This window comes from Dolichospermum sp. UHCC 0406, from assembly GCF_009712025.1.
GTDB classification, from domain to species: Bacteria; Cyanobacteriota; Cyanobacteriia; order Cyanobacteriales; family Nostocaceae; genus Dolichospermum; species Dolichospermum lemmermannii.
Genome location: NZ_VILA01000014.1, coordinates 74,670 through 92,843, shown reverse-complemented (window position 1 = coordinate 92,843; position 18,174 = coordinate 74,670). Strand labels below are relative to the sequence as shown.

Here is an 18,174-nt window from a genome sequence, read left to right as displayed (position 1 = left end):
TTGGACTTTAGCCCTTTCGACGAGTTAATTAGGAAGATTTAAACATGAAAACCCTGATTATTGATAACTACGACTCTTATACTTTTAACCTTTACCAATTGATTGCAGAAGTTAATGGAGAGTATCCCACTGTAATTTATAATGATCAAGTTATATGGGATGAACTGAAACAATGGGAATTTGATAACATCGTAATTTCACCAGGTCCTGGTCGTCCAGAAAAATCAAAAGATTTTGGTATTTGTCGTCAAATGATTGAAAATGCCCAAGTACCACTTCTAGGCGTTTGCTTGGGACATCAGGGACTAGGATTTGGCTATGGAGGAAAAGTTATTCACGCACCTGAAGTTCGGCATGGTCGGCTCAGTGAGGTTTATCATACTGCTACTGATTTGTTTGCGGGAATACCTTCTCCTTTTTCTGTGGTGCGCTACCATTCTTTGCTGGTTGCAGATGACCTACCGGACTGTTTAGAAAAAATAGCGTGGACAGAGGACAACCTGATTATGGGAATGCGCCATCGCTCTTTACCAATGTGGGGTGTGCAGTTTCATCCAGAGTCCATCTGTACTGAGTATGGACATACTTTGTTTGAGAATTTTCAAGAAATTACTCGAAAATTTGCCCAAGAGCAAGGCAAAAGCCTGAAAAAACACTATTGGACAGAAAATAACGGGAATGGGAACTTACCCACAAATTCTCCTCACAAAAAACAGCAACAGGAATTTGAACTTTGTACCCGCAAATTGAATTTGTTTACAGTGAGCGAAGCCGAACTGTGTCCCGATACAGAACAGATGTTTGTACATTTGTTTAGTAAATCAGCCAGTGCATTTTGGTTAGATAGCAGTCGGGTTGAACCTGGTCTTTCTCGCTTTTCTTTCATGGGAGATAACAGTGGTGAAAACAGTCTCCTAATCCATTATCGGACGCAAGGGCAAGAACTGACAATTACACAGTCCGATACTGTCAGTTTCAAAACAGAGGGGATTTTTGATTATCTCCAGCGGGAAATTGAACGGCGACATTGCCCATCCGAGCATTTACCTTTTGATTTCAATTGTGGGTTTGTGGGTTATTTTGGCTATGAATTAAAGGCAGAATCTGGAGGGAAATTCAATCACACATCTGCCTTACCTGATGCCATGTTTATGTTAGCAGATAGAATGATTGCAATTGATCACCAAGAGCAAACTATCTATCTGCTTTGTCTAATTCATAAAGGAAAAACAGCCTCCGCAGAAGATTGGTTTGAAGCGATCAAAAACCAAATTGACAATCTTCCTCCTCTGTCGCCTATTGTTCCTCAAAACAAAAAAACACCTGTTATTTTTAGATTGAGCAGGTCTGAAAAGACTTATCTTGATGATATTGAAAAATGTTTGCAAGAAATTCATGAAGGAGAAACTTATCAAGTTTGTTTAACAAACCAGATTCACACAGACACAACAGCAGATCCTCTGGAATTCTATCGTTCATTACGTCAGATCAATCCTGCTCCTTATGCGGCATTTTTGCGCTTTGGTGATGTGGGAATTGCCTGTTCATCTCCAGAGCGATTTCTGCAAATTGATCGCCAAGGTTGGGTGGAAACAAAACCCATCAAGGGAACTCTACCACGAGGAAAAACACCCGCAGAAGATTTTATTCTACGCGATCGCTTGCAAAATAGCGAAAAAGATCGAGCGGAGAATCTGATGATTGTGGATTTACTGAGAAATGATCTGGGACGGGTTTGTGCTGTGGGTACTGTTCATGTTCCCAAATTAATGGCTGTGGAAACCTACGCTACAGTACATCAATTGGTGACAACAATTCGTGGTCAATTACGCGCTAATATGAGTGCTGTAGACTGCATTCGTAACGCCTTTCCTGGGGGTTCTATGACGGGCGCACCTAAGATTAGAACCCTGGAAATTATTGATAAATTAGAGCAAGAAGCGCGGGGAGTTTACTCTGGGTCTATTGGCTTTTTAGGATTAAATGGTTCAGCCGATTTAAATATTGTCATTCGTACCGCTGTCCTGACCCCAGAACAAACTTCCATTGGTGTTGGCGGTGGTATTGTGGCACTTTCTGATCCCCAAATGGAGTTTCAAGAAATAATGCTGAAAGCTAAGGCATTGATTCAGGCAATGATGATCACAATAAATGGAAGCAATTATCAAAGCATTGTGGCAAGCCCTAAGTGCGAACAATTTACAACAGGGATATGTGCGTTTACGGATCTACCACCTGCTATTTGTATTCCCCTCAATAATTGGGGGGGAGTGCCAACATTGATAACTAAGATTTTACGTCAAAATCGCGCCACCCATTAACCGCTCATACCTATACTTCAACTCATCCTGCATTAATGGCCAACGCGCTAAACTTGCATCCATCTCAATCACCTTTTCCGCTGCTTGTCGTGCTAACAGCAAAATGTCCTCATCTTCCACCAAACTAGCTAAAGTAAAATCCGCTACACCTGATTGGCGAGTTCCCATCACTTCTCCAGGACCGCGAAACCGCATATCCATTTCCGAGATAAAAAAACCATCTTGGGACTGTTCCAACACCTTCAAGCGTTGTTGAGCATCAGGACTTCTAGAACTACTCATTAATAAACAATAAGATTGCGCTGCACCCCGTCCTACACGCCCCCGTAATTGGTGCAATTGTGATAAACCAAATCTTTCCGCGTGTTCAATCAGCATCACAGTGGCATTAGGAACATCCACTCCCACCTCAATCACAGTGGTAGAAACGATAATTTGAGTTTCATTATCGCGGAATTTGTGAATTGCTGCTTCTTTTTCGGCTGAAGTCATGCGTCCATGCAATAACCCAATTTGAAAATCAGGAAAAACACTTTCTTGTAACTTTTGATGTTCATCTACAGCCGAACGTAAATCTAATTTTTCCGATTCTTCTACCAAAGGCAAAACTATATAAACTTGTCTACCTTGGGCAACTTCTCGACGGATTAAATCGTAAGCCTGGGGACGTTGTTGACCACTTAACATTGTGGTTTTAATTTGTTGTCTTCCCGGTGGTAATTCATCAATTTGACTAACATCTAAATCCCCATGTACAGTTAATGCCAAAGTCCGAGGAATGGGCGTAGCTGTCATGGTTAAAACATGAGGTTGTTCGCCTTTTTGCTGTAACTTTGCCCGTTGTTGTACCCCAAAACGATGCTGTTCATCTATTACTACTAAGCCCAAACGTTGAAAATTAACTTTATCTTGAATTAAGGCATGAGTCCCGACTAATAAAGGTAGCTCACCTGTTTCTAACTGAGAATGAATTTCTCTCCTTTTGGCTATTTTTGTCGAACCTGTTAATAATTCAACAGGCAAATGTAGTAAGTTAAACCAACTAACTAACTTACGATAATGCTGTTCTGCTAATACTTCCGTGGGAGCCATTAACGCCGCTTGATAACCTGATTGAATTGCTGCCAAAATAGCAATAACAGCAACCACAGTTTTCCCTGAACCAACATCACCCTGAACTAAGCGATTCATGGCTACAGGTTTTTGTAAATCGGTGAGAATTTCATTAACAACTCGTTGTTGTGCGCCGGTCAGTTGAAAAGGGAGAATTTCGTTAAATTCTTCTAATAATTTACCTGTGGGTGCAAGTATGGCACTAGTTTGAATTTCTCGCGCTTTTTTTTGCCGTTGCAATAAGCCCAGTTGCAAGTAGAAAAATTCATCAAATACTAACCGACGACGAGCGATTTTTAAGGAGTCACTATCTTTAGGAAAATGAATATTAGGAATTGCATCTTTCAATTCCATCAAAGCATATTTTTCCCGTAAACCTTTAGGTAAAGGATCTTTTAAATTCACTGCTGCTGTTAAAGCGATCATCATTGCCTGTCTGACTGTATTAGCCATTACTCCTTCAGTCAGGGCGTAAATGGGAACAACTCGCCCAATAGTGAGAGAATCAATGGTATCTCCTGGATTTGCCAAAACTTCCAATTCTGGGTTATCCAAAGTTAAACCATATTTACCACCTTTTACTAATCCACAAGCTGCTAACATACTACCTACAGGATATAGGCGTTTTAAACTTTCTTGCCAACCACGACTACTAAAACGCGCACCTGCATAAAAACGGGTAACTTTAATTTGTCCAGTATTATCTTTGAGGATTAATTCTAAAATTGATAATTTCTTATTTTTAGGACTGGTGAAAAAATTAAACCGTTTTACCGTCGCTATGATAGTTACTGTTTCTCCTCCTTCTAACTCACTAATATTTACTTGACGGGCATAATCAATATGATCACGAGGATAATAAAATAGTAAATCACGGACTGTATATAAATTTAATCGCCCTAAATTCTCGGATTTTCTGATGCCAATTTCTGGTAAATCTCTCAGTTGTTTATCCAGTGTTGGTGCTAGTCTTTTACTAACTTCGGCAACAATTGGAGTTGTGGGATGTTGATTTTTAGATTCGTAATTTATTTGAGGTTCTCCTGTTTCTAGCTCTTGTTGAAGTTGATTTAGATATCTTCTAACTTCTGCTACTAAATGTTGTCTTTCTGGTAATGTTAAATTTGGATAATTGGCAAATTGCATTCCTACTTCATGCCAGCGGAGTCTTTCCTTTGGTGGTAAAGCAGTTGGGAAATTACCAAAAGTCAAACAAAGAAATTCACTAAAGCGATATTGCTTACCTACTAAATCTATAAAGCCTTTTTCTGCCTCAAATGCTAAAGCTTTATGTAATCTTATCCAATCGAGCATTTCATTAGTCATTGGTTAATTGTCAGTTTTCAGTTGTTAGTTGTCAGTAGGGGCGAAGCATTTGGAAGATAAATTATCGGTCATTGCCAAAAATAGTTCTCCAAATGCTTCGCCCGTACAGTTGTTAGTTGTCAGTAGGGGCGAAGCATTTGGAAGATAAATTATCGGTCATTGCCAAAAATAGTTCTCCAAATGCTTCGCCCGTACAGTTGTTAGTTGTCAGTAGGGGCGAAGCATTTGGAAGATAAATTATCGGTCATTGCCAAAAATAGTTCTCCAAATGCTTCGCCCGTACAGTTGTCAGTTGTCAAGGGAGTATGTAGTTTTAATAGATATATATTTTCAATAACCTATACAGGTTCTAATTTTTAATTTTGCATTTTTCATTCCGCCCTGCGGTACTAATCCTCAAACCAACTAGCACGCCAAGCGGCTTCAGCTTCAGCAATTTTAAGTTCTCGTTGTCTTTTTTGATATTCTCGTCCGAGTTTATTCAATTGCATTAAAATATTACGAATTGCCTTGCGTTCTGACAATAGTGTTGCTTCAGCAAATTCTATTTCTCCTAGTCGTAAGTGAATAGCCATAATCTGAGTGAGGCTAGAATCTTCGGAATCTTCCTCATTACGAATTTCTATGACTAAGTTTAATAAATTGGGAGGGCTGGGTATCATATTACTAGAAGCTTCTGAAGCAGCAGCAGCAGCGGTGGCAGCGACTAAAATCGGTTCTGGTAGTTTTTTGGGTAAAACCCCTGTTTTTTGGATGAAGATATTAGCTGATTGGGAGACTTTTTTTAAAGTTTCTTGAATCTCTTCTTCTAAATTTTGTTGCCATTCAACTAGTTCTATGGGGTTAGAAGGATCTAATGCTTGAGGTTGTTGTTCGTTTTCTTCGTTTTCTTCGTTTTCTTCTTCCTCCTCAATTTCTACAACTGCTTCTGTTTGGGTAACTTCTGGAGGTTGAATATAACTAATTAATTCTTTAGCGGCTTGTTGACTTAATTTACGAAGGCTTTGTTGTAATTTTTGCCGTTGATTTAGTGATAAGTTCAGAAATTCATCAGGATATCCTTGGGTACACAGGTAATAACTAGCCAAAATCAATTGTTTTTGTAAGGCTGATCCCAAGGTATTTATATATTTAGTATAGGCTAAATTGAGTTCGTGAGCGATCGCACTAATCGCCTCTTTTAATTCAGTAATGTCTTTTTCTATCCGTTCAATTGCTCTTGCCATAACTTTAAGCTAATTAGTTGTCGGTTGTCAGTTGTCAGTTGTCAGTTGTCGGTAGGGGCGAAGCATTTGGAAGATAAATTATCGGTCATTGCCAAAAATAGTTCTCCAAATGCTTCGCCCGTACAGTTGTCAGTTGTCGGTTGTCGGTTGTCAGTAGGGGCGAAGCATTTGGAAGATAAATTATCGGTCATTGCCAAAAATAGTTCTCCAAATGCTTCGCCCGTACAGTTGTCAGTTGTCAGTTGTTAGTTGCTTTCTGTAGTACAAATATACGGATTTTAAATAAATAATCATCATTTAAATAAAATACAGGCCACGCAGAACGCGCTGGCCTGTAAATGGGAATAGTTATTAGTCAAAAATAAAAGTCCATAATCAACAACCAATTATTAAGTATATATTCTTAACAACTGACCACTGACAACTGACCACTGACTAAAAACAAAATTACTTAGCACCCATTTGGGCAGCAACTTCATCAGCAAAGCTCATTTCGTTCTTTTCAATGCCTTCACCTAGCACATAACGCACAAAGCGACTAACTTGAATTTCTTCGCCAACTTTGGATTTTACTTGTTTCACCAATTCTTCTACCGAAATACTTTGATCACGGATATAAGGTTGATCTAGTAAAGTCATTTCTTTGAGGCGCTTATCAATTCTACCTTGAACAATCTTTTCTTTGATGTTCTCTGGTTTATTGCCTAAGTCGTCCTTACCCATTTCGATGCCTTTTTCTTTAGTGACAATTTCGGCAGGGATTTGGTCTACGCTAACGTATTCAACGTTAGGACAAGCGGCAACTTGCATTGCTGCATTTTTAGCCAAACTTTGGAACTCTTCATTAGCAGCGGCTGAAGCACTTTGAGCGGTCAATTCCAATAATACACCAACACGACCACCAGTATGAATATAGCTATCTGCTATTCCTGGTGTATCAGTGGTGAGAGAGAAATTCACAAAGCGCCGAACTTGAATATTTTCACCAAGAGTTGCAATTGTTTCTTTGATGAATTCATCAACAGTGACACTGGACTTTTCAAGATAGGGTTGAGCCAATAAAGACTCTACACTATCAGTGGTTGCAGCTTGTTGTGCCAAGTTCTTAACCAAGGCTTTAAAAGCTTCATTGCGGGCAACAAAGTCAGTTTGGCAGTTGACCTCTATGAGTACACCTATATGTCCATCAGCTTGAATATAGGTGTCTACTAGACCTTCTGCGGCGATGCGAGCGCTTCCTTTGTCAGCTTTAGCAATACCTTTTTGCCGTAGCCAGGTTATGGATTCTTCGACATCGCCATTATTTTCCTTCAGTGCCTTTTTGCAGTCCATCATGCCAGCACCGGTTTTTTGGCGTAGCTCTTGGACGAGTTTCGCAGATATTTCCGCCATATTGCCTCAATTCTTAACTTGACAGATACAAATATTATTCAAGATTATCAGACGATCAGGACTCATTTGAAAATCATTTAAGAGACTTCCAATCAAAAAAAATATCCCAATCTGTAGTATGGATGTAGGGGTAAAGCAGTCCCTTGAAGCCGGGGAATAAATTCCCTGTCTAAAAGCTAAAGTCGGTTAAAACCGACTATTTTAGCGTAAATAGGATAATTATTGATTTTGAGTTAACCAGAGTGCGTTTTAACGCACTTTAGTTTTTAGACCGGAACTTAAGTTCTGGGCGGGAATGTTGCAGCCAAACAAATAAGTTATCCCTAGCCTAAGTTGACACCAATGAGAGCTGCTAAACCCCTACTTGTTTGCCAGACTACTTATGCTTCGCCTTCAGATTCAGTGCTATCACTTTCATCATATTCATAATCTTCGTCAGCATAATCATCGTAATCTTCTTCTGCTTCTAGTTGACCGTGACGGCCTTCGTAGATAGCATCTGCTAATTTACCAACAATTAGCTTAATGGATCTGATTGCGTCGTCGTTGGCTGGGATAGGAATATCCACAACGTCTGGATCACAATTTGTATCCAACATGGAAACAATGGGAATACCTAATTTTTCGCATTCTTGAACTGCGTTATATTCCCGCTTCTGGTCAACAATAACCACGATATCGGGAACTTTCCTCATGTTTTTAATGCCGCCCAAGTATTTTTGTAGCTTCGTCATTTCCCGACGCAGCATAGAGGCTTCTTTCTTTGGCAATAAATCCAGTGCGCCGGTTTCTTCTCTCCGCTCTAAATCTTTGAGACGCTCGGCTCTGGTTTTAATCGTTGCCCAGTTGGTGAGCATTCCACCCAACCAACGTTGGTTAATGTAGTGAGAACCACAACGGAGGGCTTCTTGGGCAATAATTCCGGCTGCTTGGCGCTTAGTGCCAACAAACAGGAATTTTTTACCTTGCTCTGATTGGGTCCGCATATAATTATACGCGTTATCCATCAACTGGGCTGTTTGTACCAAGTCAATGATATGTACACCATTTCGTGAGGTGTAGATATAAGGAGCCATTTTAGGGTTCCAACGTCTGGTCTGGTGACCAAAGTGAACACCTGACTCCATCATTTGAGCCAAGGAAACTACTGGCATATTTTGTTACTCCTATTCGGGTTAAACCTCCATCTAGGTGCATTTCTCAATTTAAGAAACACCCGAATTCCCAGATGTGCGGATTTTAGACAACTGTACTAGGGTAACACAAATATATTGAATTTTGTGGTGAACTGGGATTTTTTATTTTCAGTATCATTATTTTAAGGATACTGAAAGAGCTAAAAATCATGCTAATTTAGTAATATAGTTAACATTTGATTACGATAAAAAACTATATGAATACGATTTTAATTATTGAAGATGAAGTTCAAATCAGAAACAATCTTAGGCAGATATTGCACTTATCAGATTTTGATACATTAGTTGCAGAAAATGGGTTACAGGGTTTAGAGTTGGCTAAAGATAAACATCCTGATTTGATAATTTGCGATTTAATGATGCCTGAGTTAGATGGCTATGGTGTATTAACTCAACTGCGTCAGCATAGTGATACTGCAACAATTCCTATAATTTTCTTAACTGCTAAATCAGAGTGGTCAGATTTACGTAAAGGGATGGAACTTGGTGCTGATGATTATTTAACAAAGCCTTTTAATTCTAATCAATTATTGCAAGCGATCGCTACCAGACTGAATAAACAAGCAATATTTGAGCAAAAAACTCAGGAAAAATTGGATAATTTACGCAGTTGTATTACTAATTCACTACCCCATGAAATTAATACTCCTCTCAATCATATTATAGGAATATCAGAATTATTGATGGCAAACTATGGAGAATTTGACCAGGCAGAAATATTAGAAATGCTACAACATATTCATAAAGCTGGTCAACGCTTGCATAGATTAACTGTGAATTTTATCATGTATGCAGACCTGGAGTTATTAGCATCTAACCCGGAAAAAGTAGCAGCACTGAGAAATAATGGAGTTAAAACTTTTGTCACATCAATAGTTGAAAGTGTAGCTTTAAAAATTGCCAAAAAAGCTGGGAGAGAAGCTGATTTAACGATTGAAATCTCAGATGGTATGGCGCAAATATCTCCTGCAAAAATAGCTAAAATTACTGAAGAAATAATTGCGAATGCCTTTAAATTTTCTCCGCCTAATACACCAGTGAAGATTGTCGGAAATAGTCATAATAATGCCTTTCATTTGTCTGTAATTGACTATGGACGTGGTATGACTCAGGAGCAAATTAATAATGTTGGGGCTTATGTCCAATTTGAACGTAAAATGTATGAACAACAAGGTTCTGGTTTAGGATTATTAATTGCTAAAAGATTGGTAGAACTACATGGAGGAGAGTTTTCCATTGAGAGTATCTATGGGGCGCAAACTATTATGAGAATTGTGCTTCCTCAGCCGAAATTTTAAGAAATTTTGGTCATAGACTTGACTAGAAAAGCAAGAGAGAACATTGAGAATATATTCAAAGCTATATCGAACATTTTGGGAAGGGAACAGGGAACAGAAGAAGATGTCAGGGTTTTCGGCATTTTCCCTATAATGGAAATTGTGGATTTGTGGAGATATAGAAAAAAATGACTAAGCTACGGGTGGGTTTACTGTTTGGTGGACGTTCTGGAGAACATGAAGTTTCAATAATTTCGGCACGGGCGATCGCTCAAGCCCTCAGTTTAGAGGAAAATGCTAATAAATACGAAATTTTGGCTTTTTATATCCAAAAAGATGGTGTTTGGCAAGCAGGAGAAGTTGCACAACAAGTTTTAACATCTGGTGTTCCCCAAGAAATCCCCTCCATAACCCCTAATTTATGGCAATTCCCGCCCGAAACTGCCCAAGTTGAGCTTTGGTTTCCCGTTCTTCACGGTCCCAATGGCGAAGATGGTACAATTCAAGGTTTATTGACTTTAACCCAAGTTCCCTTTGTTGGGTCTGGGGTATTGGGTTCAGCAATGGGAATGGATAAAATTGCCATGAAAATGGCCTTTGCCCAAGCGGGACTACCTCAAGTAAAATATAAAGCTGTGACGAGGGCGCAAGTTTGGTCAAATGCTTGTGTATTTCCCAAATTGTGTGATGAAATTGAAGTTGCATTAGGCTATCCCTGTTTTGTCAAACCTGCTAATCTAGGTTCATCGGTAGGAATTGCTAAAGTGCGATCGCGTCAAGAATTAGAAACAGCTTTAGATAATGCAGCCACCCATGACAGACGGATTATTGTCGAAGCTGGAGTTGTGGCCAGGGAAGTGGAATGTGCAGTTTTAGGTAACGACAACCCCAGAGTTTCCGTCATTGGTGAAATTACCTTTGAGAGTGATTTTTACGATTACGAAACTAAATATACCCCAGGGAAAGCCGATTTATTCATTCCTGCAAACTTACCAGAGGTGGTAGCACAACAAATTCAAGATATGGCTTTACAAGCTTTTGCGGCTGTTGATGCGGCTGGGTTATCCAGAGTAGACTTTTTTTATGTGGAAGCTACGGGAGAAATTTTCATCAACGAAATTAATACTTTTCCAGGTTTTACCTCTACAAGTATGTATCCCCAACTCTGGGCTAATACGGATATACCCTTTGCCAAATTAGTAGATCAGTTAATTCTACTAGCAATTTCAAGACATTCTCCAATTAATTAAGGGGATTAGGGAGAGAAGATAGCGGATTAGGTAAAGGGGGAAAATAAATATTTTCCTCTTGTCTAAACAATGATTTGCGTGATTGATGTGATTAACGTGATGGATAATGAGCAAGAGGTTAAAAAAAATAAAGATCCTAGAAAAATTCTCGTCAATCTAGTGAGAAAGTACCCTGGGATCTGGTTCTTGAGTTTGTTCCTAATTCCTATAGGAGTTGCAATTTTTGCATATCATCAACTGAGTTATATTAGCTATGTACCACAAAAAGAACAAAAAGAAACCGCACTTATCCCTGTACAATCAACCATTTCCACATTTTCCGATCCGAGTAATCCTCTACCTTTATGGTTGATAATTGCAGTTATCTTCTGCTGTTCTAGTGGTTCTTTTGTAATTTTCTACCTACTGCAAAACTCAAGAGAAGGCACAAAAGCTATTCAACGCACTCGCAATAGTCAAAAATTGTCCTCGCAGAAACGTCATAAATCCCCAAATTTTCCATCTGACAGCAAAAATTTGCTCATAATTTCGCCACCAGAGAAAATCTATCCCCTCAATACCAATGCGGAATTTGTCAGAGACAGACAAGATTCACGATTCCTCTAGAAACTTGTAAACACAAGATTTTTAAGAAAGTGCCAACTTGGCAACCAAGTTTTAATTACCTAAGTTACATTGATGCAAGATAAACAAATTCAATATTGTGGCTATTAGAGGCTACTACATATTGATTTTTTTCATGCAGTACCAGAGTTTATGCTAACATTTTTCAAGCATAAATAACAATGATTTACAAATAATTGATTGACCATTGATGGAGTCGAAAATAATAACAATAATCAGGTTTGACATTTGCTGCAATGGGAATATTAACCGCATATAGATACTGTTTTTGCTACATTACCCCCCCAATGACTTGACAGTATTTGTATATATTTCTAAACGCTACAGCAGTAAATGTAGAGTGGGAGATTTCAGGCTTTTGGTATGCCTCCTCCCACTCTCTTTTTATTTTGTGTAGGGGTGAAGCATTCGCACGAGAAAAATATGGAACAAACAGATAAACTATATTGGCGAATGCTTCACCCTTCCCACGAGAAAAATATGGAACAAACAGATAAACTATATTGGTGAATGCTTCACCCTTCCCACGAGAAAAATATGGAACAAACAGATAAACTATATTGGCGAATGCTTCACCCTTTCCACGAGAAAAATATGGAGCAAACAGATAAACTATATTGGCGAATGCTTCACCCTTTCCACGAGAAAAATATGGAACAAACAGATAAACTATATTGGCGAATGCTTCACCCTTTCCCATAAAAATGACAAAGAAATCCATCTATTAAATTTATGCCCTACAATTCCAATATTCACCACCGTCGTTCCATCCGATTAAAAGGATACGACTATACTCAACAGGGAGCATATTTTGTCACCATTTGCACCCATCAACGTAATTGTTTATTTGGTGAAATTGTAGATGGTGAAATAAAATTAAATACAAATGGCGAGATAGCAAGGGGTTCTTGGTTATCTATTCCTCGATATTTTAAAAATGTCGAGTTAGATGAATTTGTGATCATGCCCAATCATTTACATGGGATTATTATCATTGATAGTTCTGAGGTGGTGGGCGAAGCATTGGCAAATCAAGATTTTTCACAATTGTTTTCTGAGGTGGTGGGCGAAGCATTGGCAAATCAAGATTTTTCACAATTGTTTTCTGAGGTGGCGGGCGAAGCATTGGCAGATCAAGATTTTTCACAATCGTTTTCTGAGGTGGCGGGCGAAGCATTGGCAAATCAAGATTTTTCACAACAACAAAATTTATCAAGCCAATGCTTCGCCCCTACAGTCTATACGGGTGAAACAGTTAAAATTAATGGGACAAAACCACAATCTTTGGCGGCAATAACTCAAAATTATAAATCAGTTTCTACACGCCAAATTAATCGGATGAATAAAGCTAAAGGAAATGTAATTTGGCAGCGTAATTATTATGAACATATTATCCGCAATGAAGAAGCATTAAATAATATTCGTGAATACATTGTCAACAATCCGATAAATTGGGTAAAAGATCAGGAAAATCCTGCTAATTTTCAGACAATGCAATTATTATCTAATAAAAATCCAATCAGATTTATTTAAAAGAAATTGGTATCTTTTAAAAACTCCAAAATTGCGGCATTCACAACAGTAGAAGAACCAGTTGAGGCATCATGATAGCAATTTTGCAAAATTTGTAACCGAGAATTGGGAAGATGTTGATGTAGTTTTTCCCCATGACTAGCAGGAAACCAACTATCTTGATCTCCCCATAATACCAAAGTTGGACATTCAATATTTTTGAGATTTTTTTGAATATTACTCAACATACTTGGCTGATTTGTTCGCAAACTCTCAATTTCTTGAGCAGCAATTTGTAAATCTTCCGCAACTTTTACCAAAGTTCCCGGAATTTCAATAAATGGGTAAGTAATCCAGTAAATATCTTCCTCTGTTAACAGGGAAGGATCATACAATACCTTCCGTCTTTCTGTTCCCATAACTTCTCTGACTAAAGGTGCAAACCAATATGCGAGACGTAAATTATCAACTGCATGGATAATCTCTATTGGTGTTTGTGCCAGTAAACCCATAGACCAATGAGGTAAGCTTTCTGTAAAAATAGGGGCATTAATTACTACTAAACGTCCGATTAAATCAGGATTTTTACCAGCTAATCCTAAAGAAATTAATGCTCCTATAGATTCTGCTACTATTATGGGTGGTTCATCACATAAAGCTTGAATAATGCGTTTTAATTCAATAATTTGATGTCCATTTTCTTCTCGACGAGATACAGGCTTTTCGGAAAAACCAAAACCTTTAAAATCACAGCAAATTACCCGAAAATGTTGAGATAATGGTTCAATACTATGTCGCCAATTATAACTCCAACTGCCTAAACCATGTAATAGAATTAGCGGTTTACCTCGACCTTTTTCACCATAAGCTATTTGAATTGGATAACCTTGAGCATCAGGAATAACGAGATATTGCCGTCCTTGAGGAAAATTATCTTGCCACCAATCTTTCATAATTTTCTAGGATAATTTAATTACCAGTGAAGACTTGCCATAATATTCTTAGTAATATCACAGGGATGGATATTAAGACAATAGCCAGTAGAAATAAACCCACAGTAAAAATGAGGATAAATGATTTATCTGCTTTTTGATTTTGCTGAGGAGATTTTAAAGATTCTTCCAATAAAATAATATTGTAATTATTAGCTTTCCACGCAAAATCAAACAAGTCTCCTAACATGGGAATAGCCCCAACTAAGGAATCAACAATTACATTCATTACCATCCTGCCTAATGTGGCTGTAGGTACGCCTAATTGTGCAGCTTCAATGATAATATAAAAGGAAAGTATGAGTCCTAAAGCATCACCTCCTATGGGAAGTAATCCAATAATAGGATCTAAACCAATTCCTACTTGTGTTCCGGGAACGGTAATTATATTATCTAATACCTTACTAAATTGACGTAGACGCTTTAATCTAGGTGCATAAGCATCAGGTGTAATTGAAAACTGTTCGGAAGAATTAGGCATTATTAATAATTTTCGATGACTTGATGATCAACTTTTCTATTATCTCATTTATCTAACTAAAATTTTTTTATATTTGCTTGATAAAATTGTAGCTAGATTAACTATTCTTTGATAATTGTCGAATCGGTTTATGTTATCAGTATTTTTGCTTAATTAATGTTTAGAAAAATGTCTAATTAAGTACCATAATACAGCTATATTAACTATAGACGAGCCAATAGTAGCATAACCGAGTCCGCTTTTCTCATGTTGTTTGGTGAGAATATCCCCCAGTGTTGCCCCAAATGGTCAAGTCAGAACAAATGCCACCCAAAACAAGATAACTTGGGAAATTTAAGTATAATAATGCGCTGCCAATACGAAAGCAAGTAAACTAGCAATTAAAACATATCCGCAGGATCAGCAGATTGGAGTTTATTAGTAGCAATTACTCCGGAAATAGCACACATAATTATAGTTAATAATAGCACTTGTAAACCACGAATTATGGTCATATACATGGGCAAATTTGTCGCTGTTCGGGTTAGCTGATAAAGTCCTAAAGATACGGCTACCCCTGGGAAAAATCCCAAAGCTGCTAAAATTAAAGCTTCTTCAAAAATAATAGTTAGTAAATAAAAATGACGATATCCGATGGCTTTAAAAGTTGCATATTCTCGCAAATGGGCGTTAACATCTGTGGAAAGAACTTGATAAACAATAATTACTCCAACCACAAATCCCATTGATACACCGAGATTAAAAATAAACCCAATGGGAGAATTGCTACTCCAAAAGTTATTTTCAAATTCAATAAATTCCTGATGAGTGAGAACCTTAATATCATCTTTCAAATAAGCCTTTAATTGGGCAACAACTTGGTCAGTTTTATAACCTGGCTTGATTTTAACTAAACCGATGTTCACACTACTTGTAGGCTGCCTGGCAAAGATTTGGGAGAAGTTATTTGCACTGGTAATTAAACTACCGTCAGCGGCAAAGGAAGCACCAAGTTTAAATAAACCACCAATAGTAATTGTGCTACCATTAATTTCAGTTGTGACAGTTTTACCTTCTTGAATTTTCTTTATTGCTTGTTGATATTCTCCTCTGGCTGCCCGATCAAATAAAACTGTATTTGGTAATTTAATCTTCTGTAATTGTTGATTAATTTCTGGTAAATCAAAAGCTGGTTGATCTGGATTTATCCCAATAATTAAAACTCCGGTTTCCAAATGTGTTTGGGGATTCTTCCAAATAATATGATTGCAATACATAGCTTCAGCCGATTTCACCCCCGGTATATCCATTGCTTGATAAAGTCGTCTCCGGGAAAAAATAGACATACTTTGTAAACTACGGGCTTGGGGACTAATGAGAATAATATCAGCTTGTAAACTGCGATGTAATCTAGTATTGCTGTCATATAAAGCAGTTTGAAAGCCTGACTGCATAAACATAAGAATATCAGCGAAAGCAATACCTGATATTGCTACGAATAAACGACTTTTTTCATGAGTAAGTTGCAACCAACCCAAAGGAGTTCGTCGTCGAAATTGTTGAAAAATACTAATCATAGGAATGATAATTGACAACTAACAACTAACAACTGTACGGGCGAAGCATTTGGAGAACTATTTTTGGCAATGACCGATAATTTATCTTCCAAATGCTTCGCCCCTACTGACAACTGACAACTGACTAAAGACTAATAATTACCTTAACTTGCATATTAGTAAATTTAGCTGCTTGCTGACTGGAAGCTGTATTTAGTCGGATATGAACCTTGACTATTCTGTTATCAATATTGCTAGAAGGATCTGTATTAGTGAGATTTTGCTTGCTTACATGTAAACCGATTCTTTCTACTTTTCCTTGCAATTCTTGAGGAAAAATATCACCAACTATTCGCACCTGTTTACCTTGAAGAATTTTGGTAATATCACTTTCGTAAACTTCAGCAACTACATACATTTGACTGGTTTTACCAATGTCAGCAATGCCATTATTAGTAATCAATTCTCCTGGGTGGGTATGGATTTCAAATACTTGTCCATTTTGAGGAGATTTTACATAAGCTTTCTGGAGATTAATAGTAGCTTTTTTCACTAATACTTCTGCCCGATTTAATTCGGCTATTGCAGCTTCTACATCTACTTTCCTAACTTCAGAAATCTGATCTAGTGTTGCTGAAGCTTCCTTTTTTCGTTGTTGGCTACTTAATTCCAGTTTTTTTAATTGTGATTGTGCCGCTTCAAGACTTTTTTTAGCCGTTTCTACATTCAAGCTTTTACTATCTCTTTGAGACGCAGAAATTGCCCCTTCTGTATATAATTCTTGATAACGTTTATTTTCAGATTCAGCATTGAGTAATTCTGCCTGGAATTTTTCTATAGTTGCTTTTTGAGTATCAATATCACCTTGACTTTCTACAGCTAATCTGTCAATTATCGCTTTTTGAGCCGTAATTTCTCCTTGTTTAACACCTGCTTGAATTTGAGCTATTTTAGATTGAATTATCCTCACTTCTGCTTGCGCTTGGGTTAATTCTGCTTGCAAGCGATCGCTATTATCTAAAATAGCAATTGCCTGTCCTACTTTGACCATATCTCCCTCCTGAATTAATATCTTTTCGACTCGACTTCCTTCTCCAGATACAGGTGCTGATAATTTAATTACTTCCCCCTCTGGTTCAATTCTACCTAGGGCTGTGACTGTTTTTATCTCTGGTATTGCGATCGCAGCAGTTGCTAATTTTTGATTATCTATATCCCGAAATTTTAGGACAATAAAAACACTAATACTAGCCACAGATAAAGATGCCAGCATAGCAATAGCTATAGCTAATCGGAGAATAGACTGAGAAGATAATGAACCTTGTAGCTTGTGGTTTTGCACAACTGCATACCTTTTCAGTGCTGTTTCAAAATTAGTTAATGAAAAATATGAGGTAGAAAACGTAATCCTGGAAAACCTAAAAATGTAGATCTAGACAAAATCGGTTTAGTCAATTTATTGCATTACAGATGACAAATCAATTCTAGATTTTTGACAGAAACGAACATTTAGAGATGATATGCCAGAATAGAAAGTCAGATGGTTAACCAATGACAGTTTTAATAAAAATAAGTAGGTTAGCATTGAAAATCGTCGTTATGGCACTAGGCAAGAGGCAAGAGTGAAGAGGGTTTGGGCGATTTTACTTTTCGTTACATATTACGGTTTTTTGCCGTTCACCTACTTAGCACGAATATAATTAATAACGAGGCTAATGACAATAATATTAAATTATTAAGAAAAATCGAAATTTATACTTAGTTATTGTCGGAAAACTTTGTTAAATATTTCCCAAAATTATCAGAGGTAAGCTGTAGTGCATTTAATTTTTATAACTCTAGTAGGGGTAATTCATGAATTATCCCTACTAAATTAGGGTTATCAAATTTAGCTGCGTAACAGCTTAAAAGGGAAAAGAGAACAGGAAA

The 18,174-nt window shown here is 37.6% G+C and carries 16 protein-coding genes; 7 read left to right on the top strand and 9 right to left on the bottom strand.

Annotated elements, in window-relative coordinates:
* Positions 1-44: 44 nt before the first annotated feature.
* Positions 45-2,321: an aminodeoxychorismate synthase gene (gene pabB / locus FJR09_RS11430; RefSeq protein WP_168653534.1), complete on the top strand. Its 2,277-nt coding sequence runs from the start codon at positions 45-47 to the stop codon at positions 2,319-2,321.
* Here the strand turns inward: pabB and recG are convergent.
* Complete coding sequence (recG, locus tag FJR09_RS11425; RefSeq protein WP_015083051.1) at positions 2,295-4,760, bottom strand: ATP-dependent DNA helicase RecG; 2,466 nt, start codon at positions 4,758-4,760, stop codon at positions 2,295-2,297. The two genes, pabB and recG, sit on opposite strands and share 27 nt — an antisense overlap.
* 204 nt (positions 4,761-4,964) lie before the next feature.
* On the opposite strand from recG, the gene FJR09_RS25180 reads away from it, so the two are divergent.
* Entirely contained in the window at positions 4,965-5,120 is a 156-nt protein-coding gene (locus FJR09_RS25180; RefSeq protein WP_235082108.1) for a hypothetical protein, read from the top strand.
* Positions 5,121-5,149: 29 nt separating this feature from the next.
* On the opposite strand, the gene FJR09_RS11415 is transcribed toward FJR09_RS25180, so the two are convergent.
* Positions 5,150-5,986, bottom strand: a complete 837-nt coding sequence (locus FJR09_RS11415; protein ID WP_015083052.1) for a hypothetical protein — start codon at positions 5,984-5,986, stop codon at positions 5,150-5,152.
* 24 nt (positions 5,987-6,010) lie between these two features.
* Here FJR09_RS11415 and FJR09_RS11410 point away from each other — a divergent pair, with 24 nt between their 5' ends.
* On the top strand, positions 6,011-6,235 hold the full coding sequence (locus tag FJR09_RS11410; protein ID WP_254433098.1) for a hypothetical protein: 225 nt from the start codon (positions 6,011-6,013) through the stop codon (positions 6,233-6,235).
* Positions 6,236-6,433: 198 nt separating this feature from the next.
* Here the strand turns inward: FJR09_RS11410 and tsf are convergent, their stop codons facing one another.
* Complete coding sequence (tsf, locus tag FJR09_RS11405; protein ID WP_015083054.1) at positions 6,434-7,378, bottom strand: translation elongation factor Ts; 945 nt, start codon at positions 7,376-7,378, stop codon at positions 6,434-6,436.
* Between the two features lie 380 nt (positions 7,379-7,758).
* Positions 7,759-8,532: a 30S ribosomal protein S2 gene (rpsB, locus tag FJR09_RS11400; RefSeq protein WP_015083055.1), complete on the bottom strand. Its 774-nt coding sequence runs from the start codon at positions 8,530-8,532 to the stop codon at positions 7,759-7,761.
* Between the two features lie 239 nt (positions 8,533-8,771).
* Between rpsB and FJR09_RS11395 the strand changes: the two genes are divergently transcribed.
* From FJR09_RS11395 to FJR09_RS11385, 3 genes are all read left to right on the top strand, one after another.
* Entirely contained in the window at positions 8,772-9,872 is a 1,101-nt protein-coding gene (locus FJR09_RS11395; protein ID WP_015083056.1) for a response regulator, read from the top strand.
* 167 nt (positions 9,873-10,039) lie between these two features.
* Positions 10,040-11,101, top strand: a complete 1,062-nt coding sequence (locus FJR09_RS11390; RefSeq protein WP_015083057.1) for a D-alanine--D-alanine ligase family protein — start codon at positions 10,040-10,042, stop codon at positions 11,099-11,101.
* 69 nt (positions 11,102-11,170) lie between these two features.
* On the top strand, positions 11,171-11,707 hold the full coding sequence (locus FJR09_RS11385) for a hypothetical protein (protein ID WP_015083058.1): 537 nt from the start codon (positions 11,171-11,173) through the stop codon (positions 11,705-11,707).
* 289 nt (positions 11,708-11,996) lie between these two features.
* Here the strand turns inward: FJR09_RS11385 and FJR09_RS11380 are convergent, their stop codons facing one another.
* Complete coding sequence (locus tag FJR09_RS11380) at positions 11,997-12,446, bottom strand: hypothetical protein (RefSeq protein WP_168654081.1); 450 nt, start codon at positions 12,444-12,446, stop codon at positions 11,997-11,999.
* Between the two features lie 11 nt (positions 12,447-12,457).
* Here FJR09_RS11380 and FJR09_RS11375 point away from each other — a divergent pair, with 11 nt between their 5' ends.
* Positions 12,458-13,258: a transposase gene (locus FJR09_RS11375; RefSeq protein ID WP_015083060.1), complete on the top strand. Its 801-nt coding sequence runs from the start codon at positions 12,458-12,460 to the stop codon at positions 13,256-13,258.
* Here the strand turns inward: FJR09_RS11375 and FJR09_RS11370 are convergent.
* From FJR09_RS11370 to FJR09_RS11355, 4 genes are all read right to left on the bottom strand, one after another.
* Positions 13,255-14,190: an alpha/beta fold hydrolase gene (locus FJR09_RS11370; RefSeq protein ID WP_015083061.1), complete on the bottom strand. Its 936-nt coding sequence runs from the start codon at positions 14,188-14,190 to the stop codon at positions 13,255-13,257. The two genes, FJR09_RS11375 and FJR09_RS11370, sit on opposite strands and share 4 nt — an antisense overlap.
* A 16-nt stretch (positions 14,191-14,206) precedes the next feature.
* Positions 14,207-14,710 carry a DUF4112 domain-containing protein gene (locus FJR09_RS11365; protein WP_168652587.1) on the bottom strand — a complete coding sequence of 168 codons (504 nt, stop codon included), beginning with the start codon at positions 14,708-14,710 and terminating at the stop codon, positions 14,207-14,209.
* Positions 14,711-15,090: 380 nt separating this feature from the next.
* Positions 15,091-16,266: an ABC transporter permease DevC gene (gene devC / locus FJR09_RS11360; protein ID WP_174782865.1), complete on the bottom strand. Its 1,176-nt coding sequence runs from the start codon at positions 16,264-16,266 to the stop codon at positions 15,091-15,093.
* A 124-nt stretch (positions 16,267-16,390) separates the two neighbouring features.
* Positions 16,391-17,587 carry an ABC exporter membrane fusion protein gene (locus FJR09_RS11355; protein WP_015083065.1) on the bottom strand — a complete coding sequence of 399 codons (1,197 nt, stop codon included), beginning with the start codon at positions 17,585-17,587 and terminating at the stop codon, positions 16,391-16,393.
* Positions 17,588-18,174 lie beyond the last annotated feature (587 nt).